The organism is Gordonia sp. X0973, from assembly GCF_013348785.1.
GTDB lineage: Bacteria > Actinomycetota > Actinomycetes > Mycobacteriales > Mycobacteriaceae > Gordonia.
The window spans coordinates 1,788,776-1,814,827 of sequence record NZ_CP054691.1 but is presented as its reverse complement, the minus strand read 5'-3'; the positions used below and the strand labels follow the sequence as shown (position 1 = coordinate 1,814,827).

26 protein-coding genes and 1 riboswitch are annotated in these 26,052 nt (G+C 70.9%); of the genes, 2 read left to right on the top strand and 24 right to left on the bottom strand.

Features of this window, described 5'->3' with window-relative positions; genetic code table 11:
* Window positions 1-45 precede the first annotated feature (45 nt).
* A riboswitch (FMN riboswitch) is annotated at window positions 46-207 on the bottom strand.
* Between the two features lie 116 nt (window positions 208-323).
* Entirely contained in the window at window positions 324-563 is a 240-nt protein-coding gene (locus HUN08_RS08905; RefSeq protein WP_124246370.1) for a DUF1049 domain-containing protein, read from the top strand.
* A 23-nt stretch (window positions 564-586) separates the two neighbouring features.
* Here the strand turns inward: HUN08_RS08905 and ribD are convergent, their stop codons facing one another.
* From ribD to HUN08_RS08800, 21 genes are all read right to left on the bottom strand, one after another.
* The gene (gene ribD, locus HUN08_RS08900; RefSeq protein ID WP_124246369.1) at window positions 587-1,606 is read right to left on the bottom strand and encodes a bifunctional diaminohydroxyphosphoribosylaminopyrimidine deaminase/5-amino-6-(5-phosphoribosylamino)uracil reductase RibD; all 1,020 of its coding nucleotides are present in this window, start codon (window positions 1,604-1,606) and stop codon (window positions 587-589) included.
* An 11-nt stretch (window positions 1,607-1,617) separates the two neighbouring features.
* A complete protein-coding gene (gene rpe, locus HUN08_RS08895; RefSeq protein WP_301546954.1) occupies window positions 1,618-2,313 on the bottom strand; it encodes a ribulose-phosphate 3-epimerase in 696 nt (231 codons plus the stop codon).
* Window positions 2,314-2,337: 24 nt separating this feature from the next.
* On the bottom strand, window positions 2,338-3,735 hold the full coding sequence (locus tag HUN08_RS08890) for an RsmB/NOP family class I SAM-dependent RNA methyltransferase (RefSeq protein WP_124246368.1): 1,398 nt from the start codon (window positions 3,733-3,735) through the stop codon (window positions 2,338-2,340).
* Window positions 3,732-4,703 carry a methionyl-tRNA formyltransferase gene (locus tag HUN08_RS08885; RefSeq protein WP_124246367.1) on the bottom strand — a complete coding sequence of 324 codons (972 nt, stop codon included), beginning with the start codon at window positions 4,701-4,703 and terminating at the stop codon, window positions 3,732-3,734. The genes HUN08_RS08890 and HUN08_RS08885 overlap by 4 nt, the downstream gene beginning before the upstream one ends.
* 44 nt (window positions 4,704-4,747) lie before the next feature.
* Window positions 4,748-6,706, bottom strand: coding sequence for a primosomal protein N' (locus tag HUN08_RS08880; RefSeq protein WP_124246626.1), 1,959 nt, complete (start codon window positions 6,704-6,706; stop codon window positions 4,748-4,750).
* A gap of 85 nt (window positions 6,707-6,791) precedes the next feature.
* Complete coding sequence (metK, locus tag HUN08_RS08875) at window positions 6,792-8,000, bottom strand: methionine adenosyltransferase (protein WP_124246366.1); 1,209 nt, start codon at window positions 7,998-8,000, stop codon at window positions 6,792-6,794.
* A gap of 112 nt (window positions 8,001-8,112) precedes the next feature.
* On the bottom strand, window positions 8,113-9,357 hold the full coding sequence (coaBC, locus tag HUN08_RS08870; RefSeq protein WP_124246365.1) for a bifunctional phosphopantothenoylcysteine decarboxylase/phosphopantothenate--cysteine ligase CoaBC: 1,245 nt from the start codon (window positions 9,355-9,357) through the stop codon (window positions 8,113-8,115).
* Between the two features lie 19 nt (window positions 9,358-9,376).
* Complete coding sequence (rpoZ, locus tag HUN08_RS08865) at window positions 9,377-9,673, bottom strand: DNA-directed RNA polymerase subunit omega (RefSeq protein ID WP_124246364.1); 297 nt, start codon at window positions 9,671-9,673, stop codon at window positions 9,377-9,379.
* 64 nt (window positions 9,674-9,737) lie between these two features.
* A complete protein-coding gene (gmk, locus tag HUN08_RS08860; protein WP_124246363.1) occupies window positions 9,738-10,331 on the bottom strand; it encodes a guanylate kinase in 594 nt (197 codons plus the stop codon).
* On the bottom strand, window positions 10,324-10,641 hold the full coding sequence (gene mihF / locus HUN08_RS08855) for an integration host factor, actinobacterial type (RefSeq protein WP_007323128.1): 318 nt from the start codon (window positions 10,639-10,641) through the stop codon (window positions 10,324-10,326). The genes gmk and mihF overlap by 8 nt, the downstream gene beginning before the upstream one ends.
* 410 nt (window positions 10,642-11,051) lie before the next feature.
* On the bottom strand, window positions 11,052-11,528 hold the full coding sequence (locus tag HUN08_RS08850) for a nucleoside deaminase (protein ID WP_124246362.1): 477 nt from the start codon (window positions 11,526-11,528) through the stop codon (window positions 11,052-11,054).
* A 15-nt stretch (window positions 11,529-11,543) separates the two neighbouring features.
* On the bottom strand, window positions 11,544-12,371 hold the full coding sequence (pyrF, locus tag HUN08_RS08845) for an orotidine-5'-phosphate decarboxylase (RefSeq protein ID WP_124246361.1): 828 nt from the start codon (window positions 12,369-12,371) through the stop codon (window positions 11,544-11,546).
* The gene (gene carB / locus HUN08_RS08840; RefSeq protein ID WP_124246360.1) at window positions 12,368-15,736 is read right to left on the bottom strand and encodes a carbamoyl-phosphate synthase large subunit; all 3,369 of its coding nucleotides are present in this window, start codon (window positions 15,734-15,736) and stop codon (window positions 12,368-12,370) included. The genes pyrF and carB overlap by 4 nt, the downstream gene beginning before the upstream one ends.
* Window positions 15,736-16,887: a glutamine-hydrolyzing carbamoyl-phosphate synthase small subunit gene (gene carA / locus HUN08_RS08835; protein WP_124246359.1), complete on the bottom strand. Its 1,152-nt coding sequence runs from the start codon at window positions 16,885-16,887 to the stop codon at window positions 15,736-15,738. Before carA ends, carB begins: the two co-directional genes overlap by 1 nt.
* A 6-nt stretch (window positions 16,888-16,893) precedes the next feature.
* Window positions 16,894-17,439 carry a transporter gene (locus HUN08_RS08830; RefSeq protein ID WP_124246358.1) on the bottom strand — a complete coding sequence of 182 codons (546 nt, stop codon included), beginning with the start codon at window positions 17,437-17,439 and terminating at the stop codon, window positions 16,894-16,896.
* Window positions 17,436-18,731, bottom strand: a complete 1,296-nt coding sequence (locus HUN08_RS08825) for a dihydroorotase (protein ID WP_124246357.1) — start codon at window positions 18,729-18,731, stop codon at window positions 17,436-17,438. The genes HUN08_RS08830 and HUN08_RS08825 overlap by 4 nt, the downstream gene beginning before the upstream one ends.
* A complete protein-coding gene (locus HUN08_RS08820; protein ID WP_124246356.1) occupies window positions 18,728-19,714 on the bottom strand; it encodes an aspartate carbamoyltransferase catalytic subunit in 987 nt (328 codons plus the stop codon). The genes HUN08_RS08825 and HUN08_RS08820 overlap by 4 nt, the downstream gene beginning before the upstream one ends.
* The gene (gene pyrR, locus HUN08_RS08815; protein ID WP_124246355.1) at window positions 19,714-20,295 is read right to left on the bottom strand and encodes a bifunctional pyr operon transcriptional regulator/uracil phosphoribosyltransferase PyrR; all 582 of its coding nucleotides are present in this window, start codon (window positions 20,293-20,295) and stop codon (window positions 19,714-19,716) included. Before pyrR ends, HUN08_RS08820 begins: the two co-directional genes overlap by 1 nt.
* A 59-nt stretch (window positions 20,296-20,354) precedes the next feature.
* A complete protein-coding gene (nusB, locus tag HUN08_RS08810) occupies window positions 20,355-20,840 on the bottom strand; it encodes a transcription antitermination factor NusB (protein WP_124246354.1) in 486 nt (161 codons plus the stop codon).
* A 15-nt stretch (window positions 20,841-20,855) separates the two neighbouring features.
* Window positions 20,856-21,419, bottom strand: a complete 564-nt coding sequence (gene efp / locus HUN08_RS08805; RefSeq protein WP_124246353.1) for an elongation factor P — start codon at window positions 21,417-21,419, stop codon at window positions 20,856-20,858.
* Between the two features lie 95 nt (window positions 21,420-21,514).
* Window positions 21,515-22,636, bottom strand: a complete 1,122-nt coding sequence (locus tag HUN08_RS08800) for an aminopeptidase P family protein (protein WP_124246352.1) — start codon at window positions 22,634-22,636, stop codon at window positions 21,515-21,517.
* Between the two features lie 60 nt (window positions 22,637-22,696).
* Between HUN08_RS08800 and HUN08_RS08795 the strand changes: the two genes are divergently transcribed.
* Complete coding sequence (locus tag HUN08_RS08795) at window positions 22,697-23,182, top strand: B-4DMT family transporter (protein WP_165353434.1); 486 nt, start codon at window positions 22,697-22,699, stop codon at window positions 23,180-23,182.
* On the opposite strand, the gene aroB is transcribed toward HUN08_RS08795, so the two are convergent.
* The 3 genes from aroB to aroC are packed head-to-tail and all read right to left on the bottom strand — an operon-like array spanning window position 23,179 to window position 26,035.
* Window positions 23,179-24,270, bottom strand: coding sequence for a 3-dehydroquinate synthase (aroB, locus tag HUN08_RS08790; RefSeq protein ID WP_124246351.1), 1,092 nt, complete (start codon window positions 24,268-24,270; stop codon window positions 23,179-23,181). The two genes, HUN08_RS08795 and aroB, sit on opposite strands and share 4 nt — an antisense overlap.
* Window positions 24,267-24,830, bottom strand: a complete 564-nt coding sequence (locus HUN08_RS08785; RefSeq protein WP_124246350.1) for a shikimate kinase — start codon at window positions 24,828-24,830, stop codon at window positions 24,267-24,269. Before HUN08_RS08785 ends, aroB begins: the two co-directional genes overlap by 4 nt.
* A complete protein-coding gene (gene aroC, locus HUN08_RS08780) occupies window positions 24,827-26,035 on the bottom strand; it encodes a chorismate synthase (protein ID WP_124246349.1) in 1,209 nt (402 codons plus the stop codon). Before aroC ends, HUN08_RS08785 begins: the two co-directional genes overlap by 4 nt.
* Window positions 26,036-26,052: the final 17 nt, after the last annotated feature.

Here is a 26,052-nt window from a genome sequence, read left to right as displayed (position 1 = left end):
CGCGGGGGCGACGGGAGGGCACATCGACCGCGGCACATGCCGCGGCGGCGTTCTCTCGCATCCGGACTGTGACCGTCGGCTCCGGAATCACACCGGATCTGCTGACCCCGCGCTGGTCGTCACCGACCGGTGCGGGCGCTCGCGGGCTGGACCGATTCTTCGGTCATCACCGCCGGTAGGGAATTGCACCCTGCCCCGAGAACTCTGTTAGAAACGCTAGCACGCTCGACGAATCCGCTGCCAGCCGCGCCGACCTGCGATCACCACGACTCCAAGTCGCCGTCTGACCCGCGAATCCGGTACGACTGTGCCATGCTTCGTCCATGACGAACGACGCCACAAACTCCAGCTTCTCCGGTTCGGTCCTGGGCCTGCTCAAGCGGCATTGGTTCCCCATCATCGTCGCGGTCATCGCGATCGTGTTCATCTCGCTGAACCGGATCGAGACCCGGATCAACTTCCTCCCCTTCGGCTGGCTCAGCTTCAACACGCACGTGTGGCTGGCCCTCTCGGTGGCCGCGATCCTCGGGTTGCTCGTCGGGCTCTTCCTGCGCCGCAAATAGCGTCGGAGCGTCGGCGCGCCGAGTCAACGCTCGGGGCGCCGCCGCAGGGTGAGGCGGACGTCGTCCCCGAGTGGGACGGCCGTGACGAGGGCGAATCGGTGGGCCTGGGCCAGGGTCGTCACCGTCGGGTCGTCGACCGCGTTGCGCCCGGCACCGAGCACGGTCGGGGCGATGTAGGCGTGTACCTCGTCGACGAGGTCGGCGGCGAAGAAGGCGCCGAGCACCGTCGGGCCGCCCTCGACCAGGACCGTCAACGCGTCCGGGACGGCGGTGAAGACCGCGGCCGGGTCGCGGGACTCCACGAACACCGTCGGCGCGGCGTCGTCGTGGAGCCGGGCCGTCGCCGGGAGCACCCGCTCCCCCAGGACGACTCGCGTCGGCTGGTATGACCGCGGTGCACCGTCGGAATCGCGGGCGGTGAGCGACGGGTCGTCGGCGAGGGCGGTCCCGGTTCCGACGACGATGGCGTCGAGTCCGGCCCGCACCGCGTGCGCGTCCTCCCGCGCCTCCTCCCCGGTGATCCACTGGCTGGTGCCGTCCGGCGCGGCGACCCGGCCGTCGAGGGTGGCGGCGATCTTCGCGACGACCAGCGGCCTGCCGGTGCGCTGGCGGTGCAACCAGGCCCGCAGCGGTCCGTCGACCGCCTCGGCCGCACCCACGCCGGAGACCACCTCGACGCCGGCGTCGCGCAAGGTGTCGGCACCGCCCGCGGCGCTCGGATTGGGGTCGGCCACCGCGTAGACGACCCGCGCGACACCGGCGTCGACGAGTGCCCGCGCGCACGGCCCGGTACGCCCGGTGTGGTTGCACGGCTCCAAGGTGACGACGACAGTGGCCCCCCGCGCCGCCTCCCCCGCCGCTTCCAGGGCGACGACCTCGGCGTGTGCGGCACCGGGCGGCTGCGTGTGGCCGACCGCGATCACGTCGCCGTGCTCGCCGACGATCACCGCGCCGACCGGCGGATTCGGCGACGAGACCCCGAGGGCGTTGCGCGACTCCGCGACGGCTCGCCGCATCGCGTCGACGAAGGGCTGCTCGGCCATCGCCCGCCCTCCTACTCTGCTCCGACGGTCGCCGTCGGCCAATACGCCGCGGCCTGTTCGCGCAGCGCGGCCACGGCCAGGCCCGGGTCCTTCGCGCTGTATACCGCGGAACCGGCGACGAAGCAGTCGACGCCCGCCTCCGCGGCCTGTTCGATCGTCGCCGCGTTGATCCCGCCGTCGATCTCGACCAAGACGTCGAGTTCGCCGGAATCGACGAGGTTGCGCACGGTGCGCACCTTGGACAGCACTTCGGGGATGAAGCTCTGGCCGCCGAACCCGGGCTCGACGCTCATGACGAGCAGGGTGTCGACGTCGCGCAGGATCTCGAGGTAGGGATCGAGATCGGTACCCGGCTTGATCGCCAGGCCGGCCTTCCCGCCGGCCGCCCGGATGTCGCGGGCCACTGCGCGCGGATCGTCGGTTGCCTCGGCGTGGAAGGTGACGTTGTAGGCGCCGGCCTCGGCATAAGGCGGCGCCCACCGGCCCGGATCGTCGATCATCAGGTGACAGTCCAGCGGAATGTCGGTCGCCGCGAGGAGACTTTCGACGACGGGCAGGCCCAGGGTCAGGTTGGGGACGAAATGGGCGTCCATGACGTCGACGTGCAGCCAATCCGACCCCCGCACGGCGGCCGCCTCCGCCGCGAGGTTGGCGAAGTCCGCCGAGAGGATGGACGGAGCGATCATCGGGGCACTGGGTCGGCACATGGCCACGATTGTATGTGTCGCTTGCTAGGCCCGACGGCGCAGCGCGGCCAGGAACATCGCGTCGGTCCCGTGCAGATGCGGCCACAGCTGTACAGGCGGGCCGTCCCCGAGGTCGCCCACCTCGGCCATTCCCTCGGTCTGCACGAATGCCCGCGCATCGATCTGTTCGGCACCGGTGGCCGCGCACACCGCGTCGACGACGCCGGTCGTCTCCTCCGGGTGCGGCGAACACGTCGAGTAGACGACCACCCCGCCTGGCCGGGTCAGCCGCAGTGCCTCGGTGAGCAGTTCCCGTTGCAGCCCCACCAGCTCCGCGACATCGGACGGCTGACGCCGCCAGCGGGACTCCGGCCGACGGCGAAGCGACCCAAGACCGCTGCACGGGGCGTCGACGAGCACGCGGTCATAGCCCGGTTCCAGGCCGCTGCTGCGGCCGTCCGCGACGATCACGTCGACGGGCAGATCGGCGGTCACCGAGCGGATCAGCTCGGCCCGGTGTTCGGAGACCTCGACGGCGTCGAGATGGGCGCCCTCGACTTCGGCGAGCGAGCCGATCAACGCGGCCTTGCCGCCCGGGCCGGCGCACAGGTCCAGCCAACGCCCGGCGTCGGGTCCCTCCACCTCGGCGCGGGTGAGCGCCAGCGCGACCAACTGGCTGCCCTCGTCTTGGACGCCGGCCAACCCCTCGCGGACCACGTCGAGCTCCCCGGGATCGCCGCCGGGCAGGTAGACGCAATACGGCGAGAGCCGCCCGGTCTCGCCGCCGGACACCAGCGCCAATTCCTCGGCGGTGATCTGGCCGGGGCGCGCCACCAGGTGGACCGGCGGGCGGGAATCGTCGGCGGCCAGTGCGGCCTGCAGCGAGCCGACCGATCCGCCCAGTGCGTCGGCGAAGACTTCGGCGATCCACCGCGGATGCGCGTACCGGAACGCCAGGTGCCCCACCGGATCGGCACCGATGAACGGCGCCAGCTCGTCGGCCCACAGGTCCTCGTCGCGCTGGGAGACCTTGCGCAGCACGGCGTTGACGAAACCGGCCGGCCCCTGCCCGTCCTCGGATCGGACCAGGTCGACCGACGTGGAGACGGCCGCGTGCGAGCCGATCCTGGTGCGCAGCAGTTGATACGCACCGAGGCGCAGCACGTCGAGAAGTTTGCCGTCGATCTCGGCGACCGGGCGCCCGGCGGCTTCGGCGATGATCGCGTCGAGGGTGCCCTGCGCCCGCGCGGTGCCGTAGGTCAACTCGGTGGCCAGGGCCGCGTCGCGCCCGCTGATCCTCCGTTCCCGCAGCAAGGCGGGGAGCAACAGGTTCGCGTAGGCGCCGCGATCGCGCACCGCCCGCAGCACGTCGCGGGCGACCGTCCGGACCGGGTCGACGGACTTGTCGCGGTATTTTCCCCCGGCGGGACGTTCGCCGCTCATCGCAGCACCGCCCCGGGGGCCAGGCGCGCGCCGCGCGCCCAATCGGCCGCCGGCATCTGCTTCTTGCCCGGCGGTATCACCCACGTCAACGCGACGACCTCGTCGGCGGTGCCGACGTAGACGGCCTTCTTGGTCACGGCGACCTCGCCGGGGTCCAGTGCCGAGGGTGCACCGGGCGCGTCGCCGACCCCCCGTCGCAGCGGTCCGACGCGCAGGCGGGTCTCGGTGTCGCCGCCGTCGACGAGCGCCCACGCGCCCGGGTCCGGGGTGTGCGCCCGGATGAGCCTCGCGACGATATGCGCCGGCCGATCCCATACGACGTGTGCGTCGTCGACCGTGATCTTGGCCGCGCGCGAGACGTCGTGATCGGGCTGCGCGACGGGGGCCAACTCACCCGACCCGATGCCGTCGAAGGTCGCGACGAGCAGCCGGGAGCCCTCGTCGGCGAGTCGGGCGAGCAATTCGCCGCTGGTCTCGTCGGCACCGATCTCGGTGGTCAGCGTCCCGTAGACGGGGCCGGTGTCCAGGCCCGCGTCGAGTTGGAAGGTACTCGCGCCGGTGACGGCGTCCCCCGCGGCGATGGCCGCCTGGACCGGTGCCGCGCCCCGCCACGCCGGTAGCAAGGAGAAGTGGAGGTTGACCCAGCCGTGCGTCGGCAGATTCAGCAGCGAGGGCGGGATGAGACCGCCGTAGGCGACGACGGCCGCGCAGTCCGGGGCCCATCGGTTGAGGGTGGCGAGCACCTCGGGGTCAGCCTCGCCGCCGTGGTGGAGGCGGGCCGGCGTGATGACGTCGATCCCCAGCTCATCGGCCCGGCGCGCCACGTCGGAACGGTTCACCTTGCGGCCCCGCCCGGAGACCGCGTCCGGCCGTGAAATCACGCCGACGACCTGGTGGTCGGCCGAATCGTGCAGGGCGTTCAGGGAGGGCACCGCGACCGCGGGCGTACCGGCGAAGATGACGCGCATTCGATCAATAGTAGGGGGCGGCTCCGGCGACCGTCGCGAGCCTCTCAACCGATGGTCGGCGGGTCGACCTGGACCCGCAGCGGTCCGCCGTCGCGCCCGGTGGCGCGACGGGCCTGAGCCAGGCTCAACGCCCGTGCCAGCTCCCGCCCACGACTGCGGTCGACGCGGAACAGCAGCCGCTCGAACTCCGCCTTCGGCCCGAAGTCGCCGGGCGGCGGTCGCACCCCCGGCGGTAGCGGCACCGGGCCGAGGATGCCGGCGTCGGCCGGAAGCTCGACGAGGTCGACGAACAGCCGCACCGCCTCGGCGGTGCCGTCGACGGCCGCCATCGTCACCGCCGGCGGAAAGCCGAGTTCGACGCGTTGTGCCAGCTGTTCGGCGGCGAAGGCAACGGGGTCCCAGCGGACGACCGCCTGGACCACGGGGATGTCGTTGTCGGCGAGGATCACCAGCGTCCCGCCGTCGCGGGCGGGGCGGGCCAGGGCGCCGAGGGAGAACCAGTGCCGTGCCGCATCCTCCTCGGCGCGCAGGTCCTCCCGGTCGAGGTGGGCCCAGGTGTCGACGGCGATGACCGTGCCGTAGCCGCCGTCGTCGTCCTGCCCGGGTTCGACGACCGGCTCGGCCCCCGGCGTCGCCACGACGAGGCGGGCCCCACCCGGAATCCGGTCGGTGCGTTTGGCCCCGTCGCTGGTCAGGACCGGGACACCGCGAAAGGCGCGCCCGAGTTCCTCCGCGGTGCGCGCGGCGCCGACCGTGCGCGCCCGGATCTCGGTCGATCCGCAGACCGCGCAACGCACCGACGTCTCGACGCGGCCGCACCACCGGCAGGAGACGGAGCCGTCCGGCGCCATCGCCAGCGGACCGTGGCAGGCGCGGCACCGCGCGTGCGTCCGGCACTTGGCGCAGGACAGCGACGGCAGGTAGCCCCGGCGCGGGACGCTGATGAGGACCGGCCGATCGGCATCGAGACTGGTCCGGGCCAGTCGGAAGGCGAACTCGGGTACCCGGGCCAAGCGGACCAGCGGATCGTTTCCGACGACCCGGTTCTCCTCGTCGAGGGCGAGCACCCGGGGACCGCGCTCGCGGACGACGGCGCGCTCGGCGACGACGTCATGCGCCCACCCCGCCGCGACCAGCGATTGCACCTCCGCCGTGCGGGAGACGCCGGCCAGCAGCAACCCGCATTGTTGCTGGTGGCTGCGCAGCACGGCGACCTCGCGCGGATGCGGGTAGGGCGCGCGCGGCTCGTCCAGGCTGGGGTCGCCGTCGTCCCACACGACGATCAGCCCCAGGTTGCGCACCGGCGCGAACACGGCGCTGCGCGTGCCCAACACCACGTCGGCACCGCCCCGCAGCGCGGCGAGCCAGCGCCGGTAACGCGCCGTCGGGCCCAATCCGGCGGCGAGCGTCACGCATCGTTCCCCCAGCGGCGCACATGCCCATTCCAACCTGTCGAGGTCGCGCTGGTCGGGGACGACGGCGATGACGCCGCGCCCCGCGGCCACGGTGTGACCGATCAACTCGGCGAGCCGGGCCGGCCAATCCTCCCCCGGCGTCGATTGCCAGGCCGCCCGCGGTGCCCGGCCGGCCGCGACGGCGGCGGCAAAGGCCTGTGCGCCCCGATAGGCCGCCCACCGCGTCAGCTCCGGGTCCGGATCGATGAAGGGTGGCGGCGGGGCGGCCGCCTCCTCCTTCTCGGTCCGCGCGTGGCGGGGCGGCACCGCCAGGCGCACCACGTCCGACATCGTCCCGGCATAGCGATCGGCGACGGACCGGCACAGCTGGGCGACCTCGGGCGTGAGGACCGGTTCCGGGGAGACCACCCGGTCGATCCACCCCAGCTTGCCGTCGTGCTCGCTGCGCTCCAGGCGGGCCAGGAGGAAGGCGTCGACGAGTCGCCCGGAGAACCGCACGCGCAGGCGGGCGCCGGGGACCGCCTGGGCGTCCTGGTCTGCGTCGACGAGGTAGTCGAACGGCCGGTCCAGATGCGCCAGGCCCAGCATGGGGAGAACCTGGGCGATCGGGGCCGTCGGCGCCGGTTCTCGCGACGAGGCGCTCACGTGGACGCCCTTACCGCCCTGGTCGGGACTACAGCCCGACCGCGGACTTCAATTCGGCGGCCTTGTCGGTGTGCTCCCACGGCAGGTCGACGTCGGTTCGGCCGAAGTGGCCGTACGCGGCGGTCGGGGCGTAGATCGGGCGGAGCAGGTCGAGATCGCGGATGATCGCCCCCGGGCGCAGGTCGAAGACCTGGGTGATGGCCTTCTGGATCTTCTCCGGATCGACCTTCTCGGTGCCGAAGGTCTCGACGAAGAGGCCGACCGGGGCGGCCTTGCCGATGGCGTAGGCGACCTGGACCTCGATCCGGCTGGCGAGACCCGCCGCGACCGCGTTCTTCGCCACCCAGCGCATCGCGTAGGCGGCGCTGCGGTCCACCTTCGACGGATCCTTGCCGGAGAAGGCGCCGCCGCCGTGGCGCGCCATGCCGCCGTAGGTGTCGACGATGATCTTGCGGCCGGTGAGTCCGGCGTCGCCCATCGGTCCGCCGAGGACGAAGCTGCCCGTGGGGTTCACCAGCAGGCGCGGGGCCGACGTGTCGAGTCCGTCGAGCTGGAACTCGGCGAGCACCGGCTTGAGGACGACGTCGGCCAATGCGGGTGCCAGGGTCGCGTCACGGTCGACACCCTCGCTGTGCTGCGTCGAGATCACGACGGTGTCCAGGCGCACCGGCTTGTCACCGGCGTATTCGATGGTGACCTGCGTCTTCCCGTCGGGGCGCAGGTAGTCGAGTTCGCCGCCCTTGCGGACCTCGGTCAGGCGCCGCGACAGGCGGTGCGCCAGGGCGATCGGCACCGGCATGTACTCGGGGGTCTCGTCGGTGGCGTAGCCGAACATCAGGCCCTGGTCGCCGGCGCCCTGTTTGTCCAGGTCGTCGGCGTCCGAGCCGGTCTGCGTCTCATGCGACGAACTCAAACCCTGGTTGATCTCCGGCGACTGGGCGCCGATCGCGACGTTGACGCCGCAGGACGCGCCGTCGAAGCCCTTGACCGACGAGTCGTAGCCGATGTCGAGGATGCGCTCGCGCACGATGGTGGGGATGTCGGCGTAGGCGGTGGTGTTGACCTCGCCGGCGACGTGCACCTGTCCGGTGGTCACCAGCGTCTCGACCGCGACCTTGGCGTGCGGGTCCTTCGCGAGCAGTGCGTCGAGGATGGAGTCGCTGATCGCGTCACAGATCTTGTCGGGGTGGCCCTCCGTGACGGATTCACTGGTGAACAGTCGTGACGAGGATGTCATCGGGTCCCTTCCGAGCCTGTGCCGCCGATCGCCCACCGATCGGCTCGAAAACCACCGTCCAACCTACACACCGGTGACGACGGCCGACGCCCGGCGGGTCGCGACGACGGGCTCAGTCGCGGTGCAGGAGCGGCGACAGCGCGTCGAGTATCCGGCTGGCGAGCAACGTCTTCGACGTGAGCGGCAGCGCCGTCTCCGTCCCGGCGGTGCTGAGTAACCAGCCGGTGTTGTCCTCGGTGCCGAAGGCCTTCCCCGATCCCACCGGGTTGACGACGAGGAGGTCGCATCCCTTGCGGGCGAATTTCGCTCGCCCGTGTTCCAATACCCCACCGTTCTCGTCGCCGGTCTCCGCGGCGAACCCGACGATGACGGTGTCGGCCCCGATCTCGCCACGGCCGCGGGCCTGCACCAGACCGGCGAGGATGTCCGGATTGGTCTCCAACTCGATCGGCGCGGGACCGGTGGCCCCCTTCTTGATCTTCGCGTCGGCGACGACGACCGGCCGGAAGTCGGCGACGGCGGCGGCCATGATGATGACGTCGGCCTCCCGGGCCCGCTTGGTCATCTCGTCGGAGAGTTCGACGGCGCTGGCGATCGGCACGATCTCCACCCCGGCCGGATCCCCTGCCCCCGAGGTCGAGCCGGCCACGACGGCGACGTCGGCGCCGCGGGCGGCGGCGGCGCGCGCCAGGGCGAATCCCTGCTTTCCGGAGCTGTGGTTGCCGAGGTACCGCACCGGGTCGAGGGCCTCACGGGTGCCACCGGCGCTGATCAGGATGTGCACGCCGTCCAGGTCGAACGGCAACGCCTCCGGCTCGTCGAGCAGCAGGTCGCCGAGCATGCCGATCTCCGCCGGTTCCGGGAGCCGTCCGGCGCCGCTGTCGCGGCCGGTCAGCCGCCCGGTGGCCGGGGGCATCACGATTGATCCCCGTCGGCGCAGCATCGTGACATTGTCGACGGTCGCCGGGTGCTCCCACATCTCCGTGTGCATGGCCGGCGCGAACAGCACCGGGCACCGGGCGGTCAGCAGCGAGGCGGTCAGCAGATCGTCGGCGCGGCCGGTCGCCGCGCGCGACAGCAGATCGGCCGTGGCGGGGGCGACGACGAAGAGGTCGGCCTCCTGGCCGAGTCGGACGTGGGCCACCTCGTCGACGCGATCGAAGACCGTCGTCGACACGGGGTGTCCCGACAGCGCCTCGAACGTCGCAGCCCCGACGAAGTTCAGGGCCGCGTCGGTCGGGATGACGTGGACGTCGTGGCCCGCCTCGGTGAAGTGCCGGATGACCGCACAGGCCTTGTAAGCGGCGATTCCGCCGCCGACACCGACCAGGATGCGCTTGCGCGCCGGAGACGTCATCAGCCCGTCGACGGTGCCGCTACTCGCCCTCGGTGTGGACGAGGAGGTCGGAGTGGATCTCGCGCATCGCGATGGACAGCGGCTTCTCGTGCAGGCCGGGCTCGACGAGCGGGCCGACGAACTCGAGGATGCCGTCGCCGAGCTGGTTGTAGTAGTCGTTGATCTGACGTGCGCGCTTGGCGGCGAAGATCACCAGGGCGTACTTCGACGAGACCCGGTCGAGCAGGTCGTCGATCGGCGGGTTGGTGATGCCCAGCGGGGTGTCGTACGCCGGTGCGTCGGCGATCTCGGTGACATCAAGGTTCTGGGTGCTCACGCAAACTCCTGCATCAAAAGACTGAAAATGTTTCGAGGTGGTCTCAAACTCGGTGGTCGACCGCTTATCGCGCGGGTCCGACCAGCAAGGATACCAACTGATCGGCCACCGAGTCGACTTCGTGGTTCACCAGCGTGTGGTCGAACTGGTCGGCGAGTTCCATTTCGGCCCGGGCCGTGGCCAGTCGACGCTCCACGACCTCCGGCGACTCGGTGCCGCGGCCGGTCAAGCGGGCGACCAATTCCTCCCAGGTGGGCGGGGCCAGGAACACGGTCTGCGCCTCGGGGAGCCGGGCGACGAGGTTCTCCGCGCCCTGGATATCGACCTCGACGAGGACGGGTGCGCCGGCCTCCAGCGCCTCCAGCACCGGTGCGGCGGGGGTACCCGAGCGCTGCAGGCCGCCGTGGATCTCGGCCCACTCCAGGAGCTCGCCGTCGGCGATCATCTCGTCGAAGCGCTCGCGGGTGACGAACCGGTAGTCGCGCCCGTCGACCTCGCCCGGCCGTGGGCCGCGGGTCGTCGCGGACACGCTGAAGAACAATTCGGGCAGCCGTTCGCGCACCGCGTTGACGACGGTCGACTTACCGACGGCCGAGGGGCCGACCAGTACAACCAGTCGGCCCCTCGGCGTCGAAAGCTCGGGAGAGCGATCAGGCAAGGTCAAACTTCTCCAGAAGTGCCTTGCGCTGACGGTCGCCCAGGCCGCGCACGCGACGGGTCGGGGCGATCTCGAGCTCCTCCATGATCTCGGCGGCCTTCACCTTGCCAACCTTGGGCAGGGCCTCCAGCAGAGCCGAAACCTTCATCTTGCCGAGGATCTCGTCGTTCTCGGCGTCCTTGAGGACCTGCTTGAGGTCCGTGCCACCGCGCTTGAGGCGCTCCTTGAGCTCGGCGCGGGCCCGGCGGGCGGCCGCAGCCTTTTCCAGCGCTGCCGCGCGCTGCTCATCAGTCAACTGGGGAAGGGCCACGTGATCCTCCGTAGATCGTTCTTTCATCTCCGCCGCTCAGCCATGGTGATGACCGGCGGGCCGCTGGGTTGCCTGCGGCGCGAGGTTGACGGTACCCAACCTGAACAGGCATTTCGAGGGGTACCCCTCCAAAGTCCCTGGATCGCCATGAGGTAGCGTCTCGCCGCCGGCCCCATGGCGTCACCGCGCAGAGGTGCCCGGTTGACGGAAATCACTGCAGGTCAACGCGATATTCCGGGTGCAGCCGACGGGCTCGCGCGCTTGCCGACGAGGCGTTCCGCACCCAGGTCGCAGATCTTTGCGTTCACGCAGGTCACCGGCGTGTCGAACAGTCGCACCGCTCGTTTGGTCGGTTTGTCCGGGTCGGGTGGAGCGCCGCTCGCCTGGTACGGCCCGTGCGGCGCGCGGCCTCAGCGCCGCGATCGCGCGTGCAACTCCCGGATTCGCGCCGCCAATTCCGGCACCGGGCCGTCGACCGGTATGCCCGGCGCGACGGTCGTGATCGGCAGCGGGGCGACGGGTGCGGGCGCGGCCGACATCTCGGCCAGCCAACCGCTCAGTTGGGCCGTCGAGCTGGCGAAGACGATGCGGCCGAGTCCGACCCACGCGTGCGCGGCCGAACACATCGGGCAGTGCTCGCCGGAGGTGTAGAGCGTGGCGGCCGCCCGCTCCGCGGGGGCCATTTCGCGCGCGGCGAGCTGGGCGAGGGTCAATTCCGGGTGATAGGTCGGGTCGGCCTTCTCGACGATCCGGTTGCGGTCCTCGGCGATCACGCTCCCGTCGCCGGCCACCAGGATCGAGCCGAACGGTTCGTCGCCGGCCTCGAGTGCCTCCTCGGCCAGGTCGATGCAGCGGCGCAGGTGGTGCAGATCGGTTTCGTCGATCATCGGCGCATCCTCAGTTCACGGCTTCAGTGCCGCTTCGATTTCGTCGCGCGCCGACTCGCATGCGGCGCGCAGTGTGTCGACATCCGGCCCGGCCCGCAACACGCCACGGGAACTGGCCGGCAACAGCCAGCGCTGATCGGCGCCGGCGAACAGCGTGGGCAACTCGCCCGCGGTGGCGCCCTGGGCGCCGACGCCGGGGGCGAGGATCACGCCGTTCAGCGCGCCCAGGTCCAGTCCGTGGGCGCGGGTGGCACCGACGACGACCCCGGCCGTAGCCTTCCCGTCAGCGTTGACGGCAGCCGCCTCGTCGACGATCTGCTGGCCGACGCGACCCGCCGCGCCGACGGCCAGTTGGACCGGCGCCCCGTCCGGGTTCGACGTGCGGGCGAGCACGATCACCGCTCGCGACGACGCCCGTGCCTCGTCTATCGCCGGCTTCAACGAACCGAAGCCCAGATAGGGCGACGCGGTGACCGCGTCGGAGCACAGCGGCGAGTCGTCGGACAGCCAGGCACGGGAATAGGCCGTCATCGTCGACCCGATATCCCCCCGCTTCGCGTCGGCGAGCACCAAGGCGCCGGCATCGCGGCAGCCGCGGATGACCCGCTCGAGGACGGCGAACCCGGCCGCGCCGAAGGCCTCGAAGAACGCCACCTGCGGCTTGATCACCGCGGCGGTGGGGCCCAGCGCCGCGACGCAGATGTCGCCGAAGCGGCCCAGACCCGAGGCGTCGACCGGCAGCCCCCATCGCTCCAGCAGTTCGGGATGCGGGTCGATACCCGCGCACAGTCGCCCCCGGGCCGCGACGGCGGCCCGGTAGCGCGCGCCGAACCCGTCGGTCATCCCGCGACGCCCGGGCTGTTGACGAGTGCCGCGTGGAGGTTCTGCAGCGAGTTCACACCGAGGTCGCCGGTGAGCAGCGCCTCGATGCCCTGGACGGCGGCGCTGGCGCCCTGCACCGTCGTGATGCAGGGAATCGTGGCGCCCACCGCGGCGGTGCGGATCTCGTAGCCGTCGACGCGGGGACCCGAATTGCCGAAGGGGGTGTTGATCACCATGGCGACCTCGCCGTCGCGGATCGCATCGACGATGGACCGCTCCCCTGCCGCCACCTCCGGATCGGAGTGCTTGCGCACGCGGGTGCAGGCGATCCCGTTGCGCCGCAGCATGTCCGCGGTCCCCTCGGTCGCCAGGATGGTGAATCCGAGGTCGGCCAGGCGCTTGACCGGGAACAGCAGCGCCCGCTTGTCCTTGTTGGCCACCGAGACGAAGACCGCGCCGCTGCGCGGCAGCGAGCCGTAGGCCGCGGTCTGCGACTTCGCGAACGCCCGACCGAAGTCGGCGTCGATGCCCATGACCTCGCCGGTGGACTTCATCTCCGGGCTCAGCAGCGAGTCCACCCCGGTGCCGTCGGCCCGCCGGAACCGGTGGAAGGGCAGGACCGCCTCTTTGACCGCGATGGGTGCGCTGATCGGCGTGTTGCCGCCGTCGCCGGTCGCCGGCAGCAACTGCGCGGTGCGCAGCTCGGCGATCGACTCCCCCAGCATGACGCGGGCGCAGGCCTTCGCCAGCGGCACCGCGGTCGCCTTCGACACGAACGGCACGGTGCGGCTCGCGCGGGGGTTGGCCTCCAGCACGTAGAGGATGTCGTCCTTCAGCGCGTATTGGACGTTGATCAGGCCGCGGACGCCGATCCCGTGGGCCAGCGCCTCCGTGGCGGCCCGGACCGCGTCGAGGTCGGAGCGCCCGAGGGTCACGGGCGGCAGCGCACAGGCCGAGTCGCCGGAGTGGATGCCGGCCTCCTCGATGTGCTCCATGATCCCGCCGAGGTAGACCTCGGTGCCGTCGCAGAGCGCGTCGACGTCGATCTCCACCGCGTCCTCGAGGAAGCGGTCGACGAGCACCGGGTGATCCGGCGTGAGCTCGGTGGCCCGGGCGATGTAATCCCGCAGCGATGCCTCGTCGTACACGATCTCCATGCCGCGCCCGCCCAGGACATAGGACGGCCGGACCAGCACCGGGTACCCGATGCGGTCGGCGACGGCGCGCGCCTCGTCGACGCTGGTGGCGGTGCCGAAGGCCGGGGCGGGCAGGCCCGCCCTGGTCAGCACCTTGCCGAACTCTCCGCGGTCCTCGGCGAGGTCGATCGCGTCGGGGCTGGTGCCCACGATCGGCACCCCCGCGTTCGCCAGGCGATGGGCCAAGCCGAGCGGAGTCTGTCCGCCCAACTGGACGATCACGCCGGCGACGGTGCCCGACTCCGATTCGGCCCGGTACACCTCGAGGACGTCTTCGAAGGTCAACGGCTCGAAGTAGAGTCGGTCGGCGGTGTCGTAGTCGGTCGAGACCGTCTCCGGGTTGCAGTTGACCATGACGGTCTCGTACCCGGCCTGCGACAGCGTCATCGCGGCGTGCACACAGGAGTAGTCGAACTCGATGCCCTGACCGATCCGGTTGGGGCCGGAGCCGAGGATCAGGACCTTCGGCCGTTCGGTCTGCGGTGCGACCTCGCTGGTCGCCGCGGGATCGAGCTCATAGGTCGAGTAGTGGTACGGGGTCTTGGCCTCGAACTCGGCGGCACAGGTGTCGACCGTCTTGTACACCGGGTGGACGCCGAGCCGCTCGCGCAGCGCGGCGACCCCCTCCTCGGTGCCCAGCTCCGCGTCGCCCGCGGCGGCGCGCAGCGCGGCGATCTGACGATCCGAGAGACCCGTCGTCTTCGCCTCGCGCAACAGCCGCTCGTCCACCGAGTCGGCGTCACGGACCTGGGCGCCCATCTCGCCGATCCAGGCGATCTCCGCCAGGAACCACGGGTCGATGGCGGTGGCCTCGTACAGCTGCTCGATGCTCGCCCCGGCCTCGAGCGCCAGCATGATGTCGTAGAAGCGGCCGTCCTTGGGCGTGCGCACCTTCTCCAGCAGCACGGGCAGGTCGACGGTGGCCGGGTCGGGTCGGTCGGCTTCGGTCCAGAACCCGGCGGCCTTGGTCTCCAGCGAGCGTAGGACCTTGCCGAAGGCCTCGGCGAAGCTACGGCCCAGGCTCATCGCCTCGCCCACGGATTTCATGGTGGTGGTCAGCGTGTCGTCGGCACCGGGGAACTTCTCGAAGGCGAACCGCGGCGCCTTGACGACGACGTAGTCCAGCGTCGGCTCGAAGCAGGCCGGCGTCTCCTTGGTGATGTCGTTGACGATCTCGTCGAGGCTGTAGCCGATGGCCAGCTTGGCCGCGATCTTCGCGATCGGGAAGCCGGTGGCCTTCGACGCGAGCGCCGAGGAACGCGACACACGCGGATTCATCTCGATGACCACCAAGCGCCCGTCGCGCGGGTCCTGGGCGAACTGGATGTTGCAACCGCCGGTGTCCACACCCACCTCGCGCAGGATCTCGATCGAGAGGTCGCGCATCTTCTGGTATTCGCGGTCGGTCAGGGTCATCGCGGGGGCGACCGTCACCGAGTCACCGGTGTGGACGCCCACCGGGTCGACGTTCTCGATGGAACAGATCACCACGACGTTGTCGCGGTGATCGCGCATCAACTCGAGTTCGTATTCCTTCCAGCCGAGGATCGATTCCTCGATGAGGACGTTGGCCGTCGGGGAGGCCGCGAGGCCGCCGCCGGCGATCCGGTCCAGGTCGGCCTCGTTGTAGGCCATGCCGGAGCCGAGGCCGCCCATCGTGAACGAGGGGCGCACGACGACCGGGTAGCCGAGCTCGGCGACCGTGTCGCGGACCTCGTCCATCGTGTGGCACACCCGCGAGCGCGCGCTCTCGCCGCCGACCGAGGCGACGATGTCCTTGAACATCTGCCGGTCCTCGCCGCGCTGGATGGCGTCGAAGTCGGCGCCGATCAGCTCGATGTCGTACTTCTCCAGGGAACCGCGGTCGTGGAGCGCGACCGCCGTGTTCAGCGCGGTCTGACCGCCGAGGGTTGCCAGCACCGCGTCGATCGGGTGCCCCGCGTCGCGCTCGGCCTCGATCACCCGCTCGACGAACTCGGGGGTGATCGGCTCCACGTAGGTCGCGTCGGCGAATTCGGGGTCGGTCATGATCGTCGCCGGGTTGGAGTTGACCAACGAGACCCGCAGCCCTTCGGCCTTGAGTACGCGGCACGCCTGGGTGCCCGAGTAGTCGAACTCGCAGGCCTGGCCGATGACGATGGGACCCGACCCGATCACCAGGACGTGGTTGAGGTCTGAGCGGCGTGGCATTAGGAGCGCTTCCCTTCCGTCATCGCGGTGGCGAACTTGTCGAAGAGGTAGGCCGCGTCATGCGGACCGGCCGCGGCCTCCGGGTGGTACTGGACTGAGAAGGCGCGCCCGTCGACCAGTTCGACGCCTTCGACGGTGCCGTCGTTGGCGCAGACGTGGCTGACGCGGCCGCGGCCGAAGTCGGTGTCGAACTCCTCACCGGCCTCACCCTCGAGCGCGAACCCGTGGTTCTGCGAGGTGATCGATGCACGGCCGGTGGCAACGTCGAGGACGGGGATGTTGATGCCGCGGTGGCCGAACCGCATCTTGTACGTGCTGCGGCCCAGCGCACGGCCGAGGATTTGGTTGCCGAAGCAGATCCCGAACAACGGGTATCCGGCTTCGATGACCGAGCGGGTCAGCGCGACGGCCGCATCCGCGGTCGCGGGGTCGCCGGGGCCGTTGGAGAGGAAGACGCCGTCGGGCTTCAGGTCGGCGATGGCGTCGAGTCCGCTGGCGACGGGCAGCACGTGCACCTCGATGCCGCGCTCGGCGAACATCCGCGGCGTGTTGGCCTTGATGCCCAGGTCCAGCGCGGCCACGCGGAAGCGGGTCTCGCCGTCGGCCGGGACGACATACGGCTTCGGTGTGCTGACCTCGGCGGACAGGTTCGCCCCCGCCATCTCCGGCTGGTCGAGCACCCGAGCGAGCAATTCGTCGTCGTCGGCGAGGGCCGCGCCGGAGAACACCCCGGCTCGCATGGAACCGTGATCGCGCAGCACCCGGGTGACCGCCCGCGTGTCGATGCCCGCGATCCCGACGACCTCCTGCGCCCGCAGCTGATCCTCCAGGCTGCTGTTGGCGCGCCAGTTGGAGACGCGCCGGGTGGGGTTGCGCACCGCGTAGCCGGCCACCCAGATCTTGCCCGGATCGGCGCCGTCACCGGCGGTGAGACGGCTCTCGCCGTCCTCGTCGTTCCACCCGGTGTTGCCGATCTGCGGCGCCGTGGCGACAAGGATCTGCCGGTGGTAGCTCGGGTCGGTGAGCGCTTCCTGGTAGCCGGTCATGGCGGTGCAGAACACCGCTTCGCCGAGGGTTTCGCCCACCGCGCCGAATCGGGTACCGGTGAACACCCGACCGTTCTCGAGTACCAGTTTTGCCGTATCAGTCATCTGCGTTCACTCCGCTGCGTCGGGGTCGGTGGTCGGTTGCGCGCCCGGGTAGGCGACGAGCCAGTGGGGATAGTCGGCCTTGGCGTCGGCGCGCAACGCGGTGGTCAGCGCCGTGCCGCCGGGTAGCGCCCAGTCGATCGCGAGCAGCCCGTCGGCGGTCATCACCTTGCCCGCCGCGCGGTTGGTGGTGCGCACCGCGACGAGGGCCTGCACCGGTATCCAGATCGTCGACGCGCCGCGCCGCTCGATCGCGATGCCGTGGGTGTAGCCGGAGGCGCTGCAGGCGGCGCGGTCGCCCAGGTCGGCGACCTGAACCCGGTCGATCCAGTTCTCGGCGCGCGAGGTACCCGAGTAGACGCCCGCGGTGGGGCCGACGATGAGCTCCCCCGGGTCGTCGGGCAGCGCGGGGAAGTCGCCGAACTCCACTGCCTGCTCGCGCCCGCGGTGCTGTCGACCGGTGAAGAAGAGCCACATCAACCAGGCGATGAAGAACAGGAAAGCGGCGACGGCGACGAGGAAGACGATGTTGAGGACGATCGTTCCAGTGCTCACCAGCGCACCTCTGAATCGAGTTGGGTGATCCGGCCCCGCAGCAACGTGGCGATCACGGTCGCCGGCATGGTCATGCCGCCGTAGGGGGTGTTCTGCGACTTGCTGGCGAGTTCGGTGGGGACGACCTCCCAGCTCCGATCCGGGTCGATCAGGGCCAGGTTGGCCGGCTCGCCGACCGCGATCGGCCGGCCCTGGTCGGTCAGGCCGACGATGGCGGCCGGGCGCTCACTCATCACGCGGGCCACGCCGCGCCAGTCGAGCAGACCCGGGTTGACCATCGTCTCGACGATGATCGCCAGCGCCGTCTCCAACCCGAGCATCCCGGGCCGGGCGGCGGCGAACTCGCAGCATTTGTCCTGCATGGCGTGCGGTGCGTGGTCGGTGGCGACGCAGTCGATGATCCCGTCGGCCAGGGCCGCGCGCAGTGCCACGGTGTCGCTCCCCTCGCGCAGCGGCGGGTTGACGCGGTTGTTTCCGTCGTAGTCGGCGAGCCGCTCGTCGGTCAGCAGCAGGTGGTGCGGCGTCACCTCCGCGGTGATCGCGATCCCCTGCCCGCGCGCCCACTTGACGAGTTCGACGGTGCCGGCCGTCGACGCGTGGCAGATGTGGATGCGGGCGCCGGCGTCGCGGGCCAGCAGCGCGTCGCGCGCCACGATGGATTCCTCCGCCGCACGCGGCCAGCCGGTCAGGCCCAGGCGGGCCGCGGTCGGGCCCTCGTGGGCGACGGCGCCGACTGTGAGGCGGGGCTCCTCGGCATGCTGGGCGATCAGCACCCCCAGGCCCTTCGAGTACTCCAGCGCGCGGCGCATGACCAGCGGATCGTCGACACATTTGCCGTCGTCGCTGAACATCTTCACCCGCGCGGCGCCGGCGGCCATCATGCCCATCTCGGCGAGTTGACGCCCCTGCAGGCCGACCGTGACCGCACCGACGGGGTGGACGTCCACGAGCCCGATCTCGCGCCCGGTTCGGTACACGTTGTCGGTGATGGTGGCGTTGTCGGCGACCGGATCGGTGTTGGCCATCGCGAACACCGCGGTGTACCCGCCGCGGGCGGCCGCGGCCGACCCGGTGCCGATGGTCTCGGTGTCCTCCCGGCCCGGCTCGCGCAGATGGGTGTGCAGGTCGACGAACCCGGGCAGGACGATGGCGCCCTTGCCCTCGACGACCTCCGCCCCGTCGGCCGCGGTGAGCCCGGTGCCGATCTCACCGATCACGCCGTCGGCGATGGCGATGTCCACCTCGTCGCCACCGTAGGGACGCACACCGCGCAGCACCACGCCACCACTCATGAACCGGCCTCCACCTTGTCGTCTCCTCGCTGTTGACTCGAATCGGTGCCGACGAGCAGCCGCAGCAGCACCGCCATCCGCACGTGTACGCCGTTGCGAACCTGCTCGAGGACCGTCGCCTGCGGGGCATCGGCCACCGAGTAGCCGATCTCCATTCCGCGCAGCATCGGCCCGGGGTGCAGGATCACGGCGTCGTCGCGCAGCATCGCCAGGCGGGCGTCGCCCAGCCCGTAGCGCACCGAGTACTCGCGCGGGCTCGGGAAGAATCCGCCGTTCATCCGTTCCGCCTGGACGCGCAGCATCATCACCGCGTCGGCACCGGGGAGCTCCGCGTCGAGTTCGTGGCTGACCGTGACCGGCCACTCGTCGACGCCCACCGGGAGCAGGGTCGGCGGCGCCACCAGCACCACCTCGGCGCCCAGGGTGGACAGCAGGTGCGCGTTGGACCGCGCCACCCGGGAGTGGACGATGTCGCCGACGATCACCACGCGCCGCCCCTCGATGTCGCCGAGGCGCTGGCGCAGCGTCAGCGCGTCGAGCAGCGCCTGGGTGGGGTGCTCGTGGGTGCCGTCGCCCGCGTTGATGACGGCGGGGCCGACGGTCGCACCCGAGTCGTCGGTCTCGGTGGTCCACTCGGCGATCTGGTGCGCGGCTCCGGAACTCGGGTGGCGCACGATCAGGGCGTCGGCCCCGGCCGCCCGCAGCGTCTTTGCGGTGTCGCGCAGCGATTCGCCCTTGCTCGCCGACGAGCTGGAGGCGCTCACGTTGATCACGTCGGCGCTCATCCACTTGCCCGCGACCTCGAAGGACACCCGGGTGCGGGTGGAGTTCTCGTAGAAGACCGTCATGACGGTCCGACCGCGCAAGGTCGGCAGTTTGCGGATCTCACGCCCGAGCAGCGCCTGGGCGAAGCCGTCGGCGTCGTCGAGGATTCCCACCGCGTCGTCGCGGGACAGGTCGGCGGTGGACAGCAGATGGCGCATCAGTCGGCACTCCCCCCGGTCGGTGTCCGGCGCGGCCCGAGGACCACCTCGTCGACGCCGTCGGTCTCGGTGAAGTGGACGGCGACGTCCTCGTCGCGCGCGGTCGGCAGGTTCTTGCCGACGTAGTCGGCGCGGATCGGCAGCTCGCGGTGGCCGCGGTCGACGAGCACGGCCAGCTGCACCGTCGCCGGCCGGCCCAAGTCGCGCAGCGCGTCGAGGGCGGCGCGGACGGTGCGCCCGGAGTAGAGCACGTCGTCGACGAGGATCACGTTCGCGTTGTCGATGCCGCCGGCCGGAACGGCGGTCCGCTCCAGCGGGCGGTGCGGTTGGGCCCGCAGGTCGTCGCGGTAGAGGGTGATGTCGAGGAAGCCGGTGGGCACGGTGACGCCGGCGTACTCGGCGATCTTCTCGGCGAAGCGCTGGGCGAGGACCGGGCCGCGACTGGGAATGCCGAGGAGGACGACGTGCTTGTCGGCACCATCGTCGAGAGCGGTCTTCTCGATGATCTGGTGCGCGATCCGAGCAATCGTGCGCGATACATCGGCGTCGTCGAGCAATACCCGGTGGGCAGCGCTGGTCACACCGACCTCCTTCTCCGCCTCACGGGACGGTCGTTAAAGGACGTCTGTCGGTTAAGAGGCTACACCCCGCCCGCCCGGGCGTCCGAAGCGGGATCGTCGCCGGCGCGGGCCGCGGCGCGGACCTGCGGCGCGAGTTCGGCGATCTTCGCGAGAACGCCGTTGACGAACGCCGGCGAGTTGTCGGTCGACAGCTCCTTGGCCAGTTGGATCGCCTCGTCGACGATGACGAAGGTATCCACGTCGTCGGCGTTGAACAGCTCCCAGGTCGCCAGACGCAGGATCGCCCGGTCGACGGCCGGGAGGCGGTCAAGTTGCCACTTGTCGAGATGCGAGGAGATCACGGCGTCGATCTGCGCCTGGTCGGCGGCGACGCCGAGGACGGCCTTCTCGGTGTAGTCGTGCACCGTGCCGACGCTGTCGTCGTCGACGAACAGCTCACGGCGCTGACTGATCAGCTCCTGCGGTGAGACCCCCTTCGCCTCGGCCTCGAAGAGGAGGTCGACCGCGCGGTTGCGGGCCTTATGCCTGGTACCGGAATGTTTCACAGCGATGCGCGGGCGTCAGGAGTTGACGCGGCCGAGGTAGCCGCCGTCGCGCGAGTCGACCTTCAGCTTGTCGCCGGTGTTGATGAACAGCGGCACCTGGATCTCCGCGCCGCTCTCCATGGTCGCGGGCTTGGTACCACCGGTCGAGCGGTCGCCCTGGACGCCCGGGTCGGTGTGGGTGACGGTCATCTCGACGGTCACGGGCAGCTCGATGAACAGCGGCACTCCCTCGTTGAGCGAGACCTGGACCGTCATGTTCTCCAGCAGGAAGCGGGCGCCGTCGCCGACGGTGGCCGGCGGAATCGGGTACTGCTCGTAATCCGCGGTGTCCATGAAGACGTAGTCGGTGCCGTCGTTGTACAGGAAGGTCATGTCCCGGCGGTCGACGGTGGCCGTCTCCACCTTCACCCCGGCGTTGAAGGTCTTGTCGACGATCTTGCCGGAGAGGATGTTCTTGATCTTGGTGCGCACGAAGGCCGGGCCCTTGCCGGGCTTGACGTGCTGGAACTCCAAGATCTGCCAGAGCTGGTCGTCCATTCGCAGCACGAGGCCGTTCTTGAAATCCGCAGTCGTCGCCATGGGCGTGAGCCTTTCTGTCGTGGCCCGAGTCTTTCGTCTCCTCGGGCTAGCGTCATGCCACCGCTCCCGTGGACCGCTCCCCGATTGCGGGGACGTCAGTCCAGGACGGTGAAAGTCCGGTCGGTCGCAGTGAGTATCCGGCAGGGCCCGTCGGACACGACGACCGTGTCCTCGATGCGGACTCCGCCGCGTCCGGGCAGGTAGACCCCGGGTTCCACCGTGACCACTGCGCCGCCAAGGAGTGTACCCGTCGCCGTCGAGCCCACCGGAGGGGCTTCGTGGATCTGCAGGCCGACCCCGTGTCCGAGGCCGTGGACGAACTGATCGCCGTACCCCGCGTCGACGATGACCTGGCGCGCGGCGCCGTCCACGTCGGCCGACGCGGTACCCGCCGTCGCGGCTTGCCGACCGGCCGTCGCCGCGGCGGCGACCACCTCGTAGATCTCGCGCTGCCAGGGCTGGGCCGGGCCCAGCACATAGGTCCGCGTCATATCGGAGTGGTAGCCGCCGACGACGGCACCGAAATCGATCTTGACGAAGTCACCGGCGGCCAGGACCGCCGAGGTCGGCCGATGGTGCGGTACCGCCGAGTTCGCTCCCGCGGCGACGATCGTCTCGAAGGCCACCGCGTCGGCACCGTGGTCGTACATCGCCCACTCGAGGGCGCGGGCCACCTGGCGCTCGGTACGACCCGGCGCGATGGTTCCCGCGGCGACCAGGTCCGCCAACGCCGCATCGGCCGCGGCGCACGCCGCGGCGATGGCCCCGACCTCCCCGTCGTCTTTGACCACCCGCAGCCCTTCGACCAGTCCCGTCGCCGCGACCAGTGCCACCTCCGGCACCGATGCGCGCAGGGCGGCATGCTGGGCGACGGTCATGGCGTCGGCTTCGATCGCGATCCGCCCCGCCCCGTCGGCGGCAGCGGATTCGAGCAGCGCGGCTGCCACGTCGCGCGCACCGACCAGCTCCAGATCGCCGGCCTGCTCGCCCACCTGCACCGTGTAGCGGCCGTCGGTGCCGATGCGATCTGCGCGCGCGTCCCCGTCGACCCAGATCAGCACAGCGCCGTTCGAGCCGGTGAAACCGGACAGATAGCGCACGTTGACCAGGTCGGTGACGAGCAGTGCCTCGACGTCGGGGTGCGCCTCCCGGAGCACTCCGCGCAGGCGGTCGCGACGGAGGGCACCGGAATCGGCGGGCGGCAACGAAGCTGGCATCACGCCACGCTAGCAACCCTGTGATTGGCTTCACTGATCGCGACCGGTAACCTACCCGCTATGAACTCGTGGATTCTGCGCGGCGTTTCGATGGGCGCCTTCGTCACGGTGGCCTGGGTCCTGGTCGGCGTCCTGATGCACATCGGTGCGACGGCGGGAACGATCTGGTCGACGATCGCCCTCGCCCTGATCGTCCTGGTCGCCCTCCTGTGGGGCGGGTACGACGGTATCCGCGACGCCCGCGCGAACCAGGATCCCGACGACTACGCCGACCTCACCATGGTGTGGTTGAAGGCCGGTTTCCTGTCCGCGGTCATCGCCGCGGTCATCGGCTGGATCGTCGGTTCGACGATCGTCCCCGGTATGGGTCCGGCACCCTTGTTCGTCGCACTGACCGCGGGCATCTCCTTCCTCACCCTGCTGGTCTACGTGCCCGCATTCATCGGGGTGAGCATCGGCCGGTGGCTGGTCCGGCGCGAGGAGCGCAAGGCCGCCGCCCGCGCCGAGGAGCAGGTCGTCGTCGGCGACGGCGCCGACCTCGCCTAAGCCGATTCTTCGCGCGCGACCGCCGAGTACGCGGCCGCGATCAACGTCGGGTCCGGCCCTTCGAGTCGGCCCGGCTGTGCCAGCCCGTCGAGGACGACGAAGCGCAGCACGCCCGAGCGGTTCTTCTTGTCCCCCGCCATCCCCTTCATGAGCTCGCCGAGGGCATCCGCGTCGTAGCTGGTCGGCAGGCCGATGAGTTCCAGGACGCTGCGGTGCCGGTCGGCGGTCTCGTCGTCGAGTCGTCCCGCCAGGCGCGCCAACTCGGCGGCGAACACCAGGCCGACCGATACCGCCGCGCCGTGGCGCCAGCGGTACCGCTCGCGCCGCTCGATCGCGTGGCCGAGGGTGTGGCCGTAGTTCAGGATCTCCCGCAGCGAGGATTCCTTCAGGTCGGCGGACACGACGTCGGCCTTGACCTGGACCGAGCGCCGGATCAGCTCCGGGAGCAGGTCGCCGGAGGTGTCCAAGGCCCCCTGCGGATCGGCTTCGATCAGGTCGAGGATCACCGGGTCGGCGATGAAACCGGTCTTGATGACCTCGGCCATCCCCGCGATCACCTCGTTGCGCGGCACCGTCTCCAGGGTGGCCGTGTCGACGAGCACCGCGTCCGGCTCGTGGAAGGAGCCGACCAGGTTCTTGCCGGCGTCGGTGTTGATGCCGGTCTTGCCGCCCACCGCGGCGTCGACCATCGCGAGCAGGGTCGTCGGGATGTGGATGACGCCGATGCCGCGCATCCAGGTGGCCGCGACGAACCCGGCGAGGTCGGTGGCCGCGCCGCCGCCCAGGCTGATGATCTTGTCGTTGCGCTTGAGTCCGATCCGTCCGCAGACATCCCAGCAGAAGGCCGCCACCTGCAGATCCTTGCCCGCCTCGGCGTCGGGGATCTCCACCCGGTGGGCGTCGAACCCCTTCGACGCGAGGAACTCCCGGACCGTCTCGGCCGTGGCCTGCAACGGCGGTTGGTAGAGGATCGCGACGGAGTCGGCACCGGCCGCCGCGACCGCCACCTCGTCGAGCAGGCCGCGGCCGATCACGACGTCGTAGGGTGACGCGGCGCGCACGCCGATCCGAATCGGTTCGCTGCTCATATGCGGTCCTCCTGCGATGGTGGGTTGGCTGGCGAGTCGGCGTCCGCGGGCTCGGGAAGCCCGGCGCGGATCGCCTCGACGATGGTGTCGACGGCATCTCCGCCGTCGACGCTACGGGTGGCCACGGCACGGTAGGCCCCGACCCGGTCGGCGAGCAGGGCGGCGTACCGGGAAGCCGGATCCGGGGCGCGCAGCAGCGGCCGGTCTGACGCCGCGACTCGCGCGAAGCCGACCTCTGGCGTGACGTCGAGGTAGACGACGTGGTGGTGCGCCAGTGCCGCGGCGATCTCCGGGACGGTCACCGATCCGCCGCCCAGCGCCACCACACCGCGATGACCGGTCAGGACGTCCAGCACGACGTCGCGCTCGATCGCGCGGAACGCGGGTTCGCCGTCGGTCGCGAAGATCTCCGGGATGGTGCGGCCGCTGCGGCGCTCCACTTCGGCATCGGTATCGACGAAGCCGACGCCGAGTGCGTGGGCGAGCGCTCGGCCCACGGTGGACTTCCCCGATCCCATGAAGCCGGTGAGGACCACCACGGGCCCGCGGGCCGACGTCATGGGCGCGGCGGGCGGGCGGCGATGCGCTCGGCGTAGGCCACGAGGTTCGCCTTGGTCTCGGCGATCGAGTCGCCGCCGAATTTCTCCAGCAGCGCCTGGGCCAGGACCAGGGCGACCATCGCCTCGGCGACCACACCGGCCGCGGGGACCGCGCACACGTCGGAGCGCTGGTGGATCGCGCTGGCGGTCTCCCCCGTCGCCATGTCGACGGTGGCGAGGGCGCGCGGGACGGTGGAGATCGGCTTCATCGCCGCCCGCACCCGCAGCTCCTGACCGTTGGTCATGCCGCCCTCGAGTCCCCCGGCCCGATTCGTCGAACGCTCGACGCCGTCGGGGCCGGGCACCATCTCGTCGTGGGCCTGGCTGCCGCGGCGACGAGCGGTCTCGAATCCGTCTCCGACCTCGACGCCCTTGATCGCCTGAATGCCCATCAGCGCCGCGGCGAGCCGGGCGTCGAGCCGGGTCTCACCGCTGACATGCGAGCCCAGGCCGACGGGCACCTGCGTCGCGACGACCTCGACGACGCCGCCGAGGGTGTCGCCGTCCTTCTTGGCCGCCTCGATCTCGGCGATCATCGAGGCCTCCGCGGACGAGCCGAAGGCTCGGACGGGGCTCTCATCGATCGCCGCCAGGTCGGCGGGACCGGGCGTCGGGCCGGTGTACGGCTCGCTCGCACCGATCGAGATCACATGCGACACGACGTCGATCCCGGCGACCTGCTTGAGGAACCGTCGGGCGACCGTACCGGCCGCGACCCGTGCGGCGGTCTCGCGCGCACTCGCCCGTTCCAGGATGGGCCGGGCGTCGTCGAATCCGTACTTCAGCATCCCCGAGTAGTCGGCGTGTCCGGGGCGGGGCCGCGTCAGCGGCGCGTTGCGCGCACTCGCCTCGAGTTCGGCGGCGTCGACGGGGTCCGCAGCCATCACCTGTTCCCACTTGGGCCATTCGGTGTTGCCGATCTCGATCGCGATCGGGCTGCCCAGCGTCGATCCGTGGCGCAGACCGGCCAGAACGGTCACCTCGTCGGCCTCGAACTTCATCCGGGCGCCACGGCCGTAGCCCAGGCGTCGACGGGCCAACTGCTCGGCGATATCGGCCGAGGTGACCTCGACTCCGGCGACCATTCCCTCCACGAGCGCCACCAAGGCGCGCCCGTGGGATTCTCCTGCGGTTATCCAGCGCAACACGATTCCCGATTCTTCCATGCGCCCCGCGCCGAACC

What these genes read in the sequence shown, in the direction of transcription:
- HUN08_RS08905 (WP_124246370.1), top strand. Translation starts at nt 324, where the DNA reads ATGACGAACGACGCCACAAACTCCAGCTTCTCCGGTTCGGTCCTGGGC.
- ribD (WP_124246369.1), bottom strand. Translation starts at nt 1,606, where the DNA reads ATGGCCGAGCAGCCCTTCGTCGACGCGATGCGGCGAGCCGTCGCGGAG.
- rpe (WP_301546954.1), bottom strand. Translation starts at nt 2,313, where the DNA reads ATGTGCCGACCCAGTGCCCCGATGATCGCTCCGTCCATCCTCTCGGCG.
- HUN08_RS08890 (WP_124246368.1), bottom strand. Translation starts at nt 3,735, where the DNA reads ATGAGCGGCGAACGTCCCGCCGGGGGAAAATACCGCGACAAGTCCGTC.
- HUN08_RS08885 (WP_124246367.1), bottom strand. Translation starts at nt 4,703, where the DNA reads ATGCGCGTCATCTTCGCCGGTACGCCCGCGGTCGCGGTGCCCTCCCTG.
- HUN08_RS08880 (WP_124246626.1), bottom strand. Translation starts at nt 6,706, where the DNA reads ATGCTGGGCCTGGCGCATCTGGACCGGCCGTTCGACTACCTCGTCGAC.
- metK (WP_124246366.1), bottom strand. Translation starts at nt 8,000, where the DNA reads ATGACATCCTCGTCACGACTGTTCACCAGTGAATCCGTCACGGAGGGC.
- coaBC (WP_124246365.1), bottom strand. Translation starts at nt 9,357, where the DNA reads ATGACGTCTCCGGCGCGCAAGCGCATCCTGGTCGGTGTCGGCGGCGGA.
- HUN08_RS08850 (WP_124246362.1), bottom strand. Translation starts at nt 11,528, where the DNA reads ATGATCGACGAAACCGATCTGCACCACCTGCGCCGCTGCATCGACCTG.
- pyrF (WP_124246361.1), bottom strand. Translation starts at nt 12,371, where the DNA reads ATGACCGACGGGTTCGGCGCGCGCTACCGGGCCGCCGTCGCGGCCCGG.
- carB (WP_124246360.1), bottom strand. Translation starts at nt 15,736, where the DNA reads ATGCCACGCCGCTCAGACCTCAACCACGTCCTGGTGATCGGGTCGGGT.
- carA (WP_124246359.1), bottom strand. Translation starts at nt 16,887, where the DNA reads ATGACTGATACGGCAAAACTGGTACTCGAGAACGGTCGGGTGTTCACC.
- HUN08_RS08825 (WP_124246357.1), bottom strand. Translation starts at nt 18,731, where the DNA reads ATGAGTGGTGGCGTGGTGCTGCGCGGTGTGCGTCCCTACGGTGGCGAC.
- HUN08_RS08820 (WP_124246356.1), bottom strand. Translation starts at nt 19,714, where the DNA reads ATGCGCCATCTGCTGTCCACCGCCGACCTGTCCCGCGACGACGCGGTG.
- efp (WP_124246353.1), bottom strand. Translation starts at nt 21,419, where the DNA reads ATGGCGACGACTGCGGATTTCAAGAACGGCCTCGTGCTGCGAATGGAC.
- HUN08_RS08800 (WP_124246352.1), bottom strand. Translation starts at nt 22,636, where the DNA reads ATGCCAGCTTCGTTGCCGCCCGCCGATTCCGGTGCCCTCCGTCGCGAC.
- HUN08_RS08795 (WP_165353434.1), top strand. Translation starts at nt 22,697, where the DNA reads ATGAACTCGTGGATTCTGCGCGGCGTTTCGATGGGCGCCTTCGTCACG.
- aroB (WP_124246351.1), bottom strand. Translation starts at nt 24,270, where the DNA reads ATGAGCAGCGAACCGATTCGGATCGGCGTGCGCGCCGCGTCACCCTAC.
- HUN08_RS08785 (WP_124246350.1), bottom strand. Translation starts at nt 24,830, where the DNA reads ATGACGTCGGCCCGCGGGCCCGTGGTGGTCCTCACCGGCTTCATGGGA.
- aroC (WP_124246349.1), bottom strand. Translation starts at nt 26,035, where the DNA reads ATGGAAGAATCGGGAATCGTGTTGCGCTGGATAACCGCAGGAGAATCC.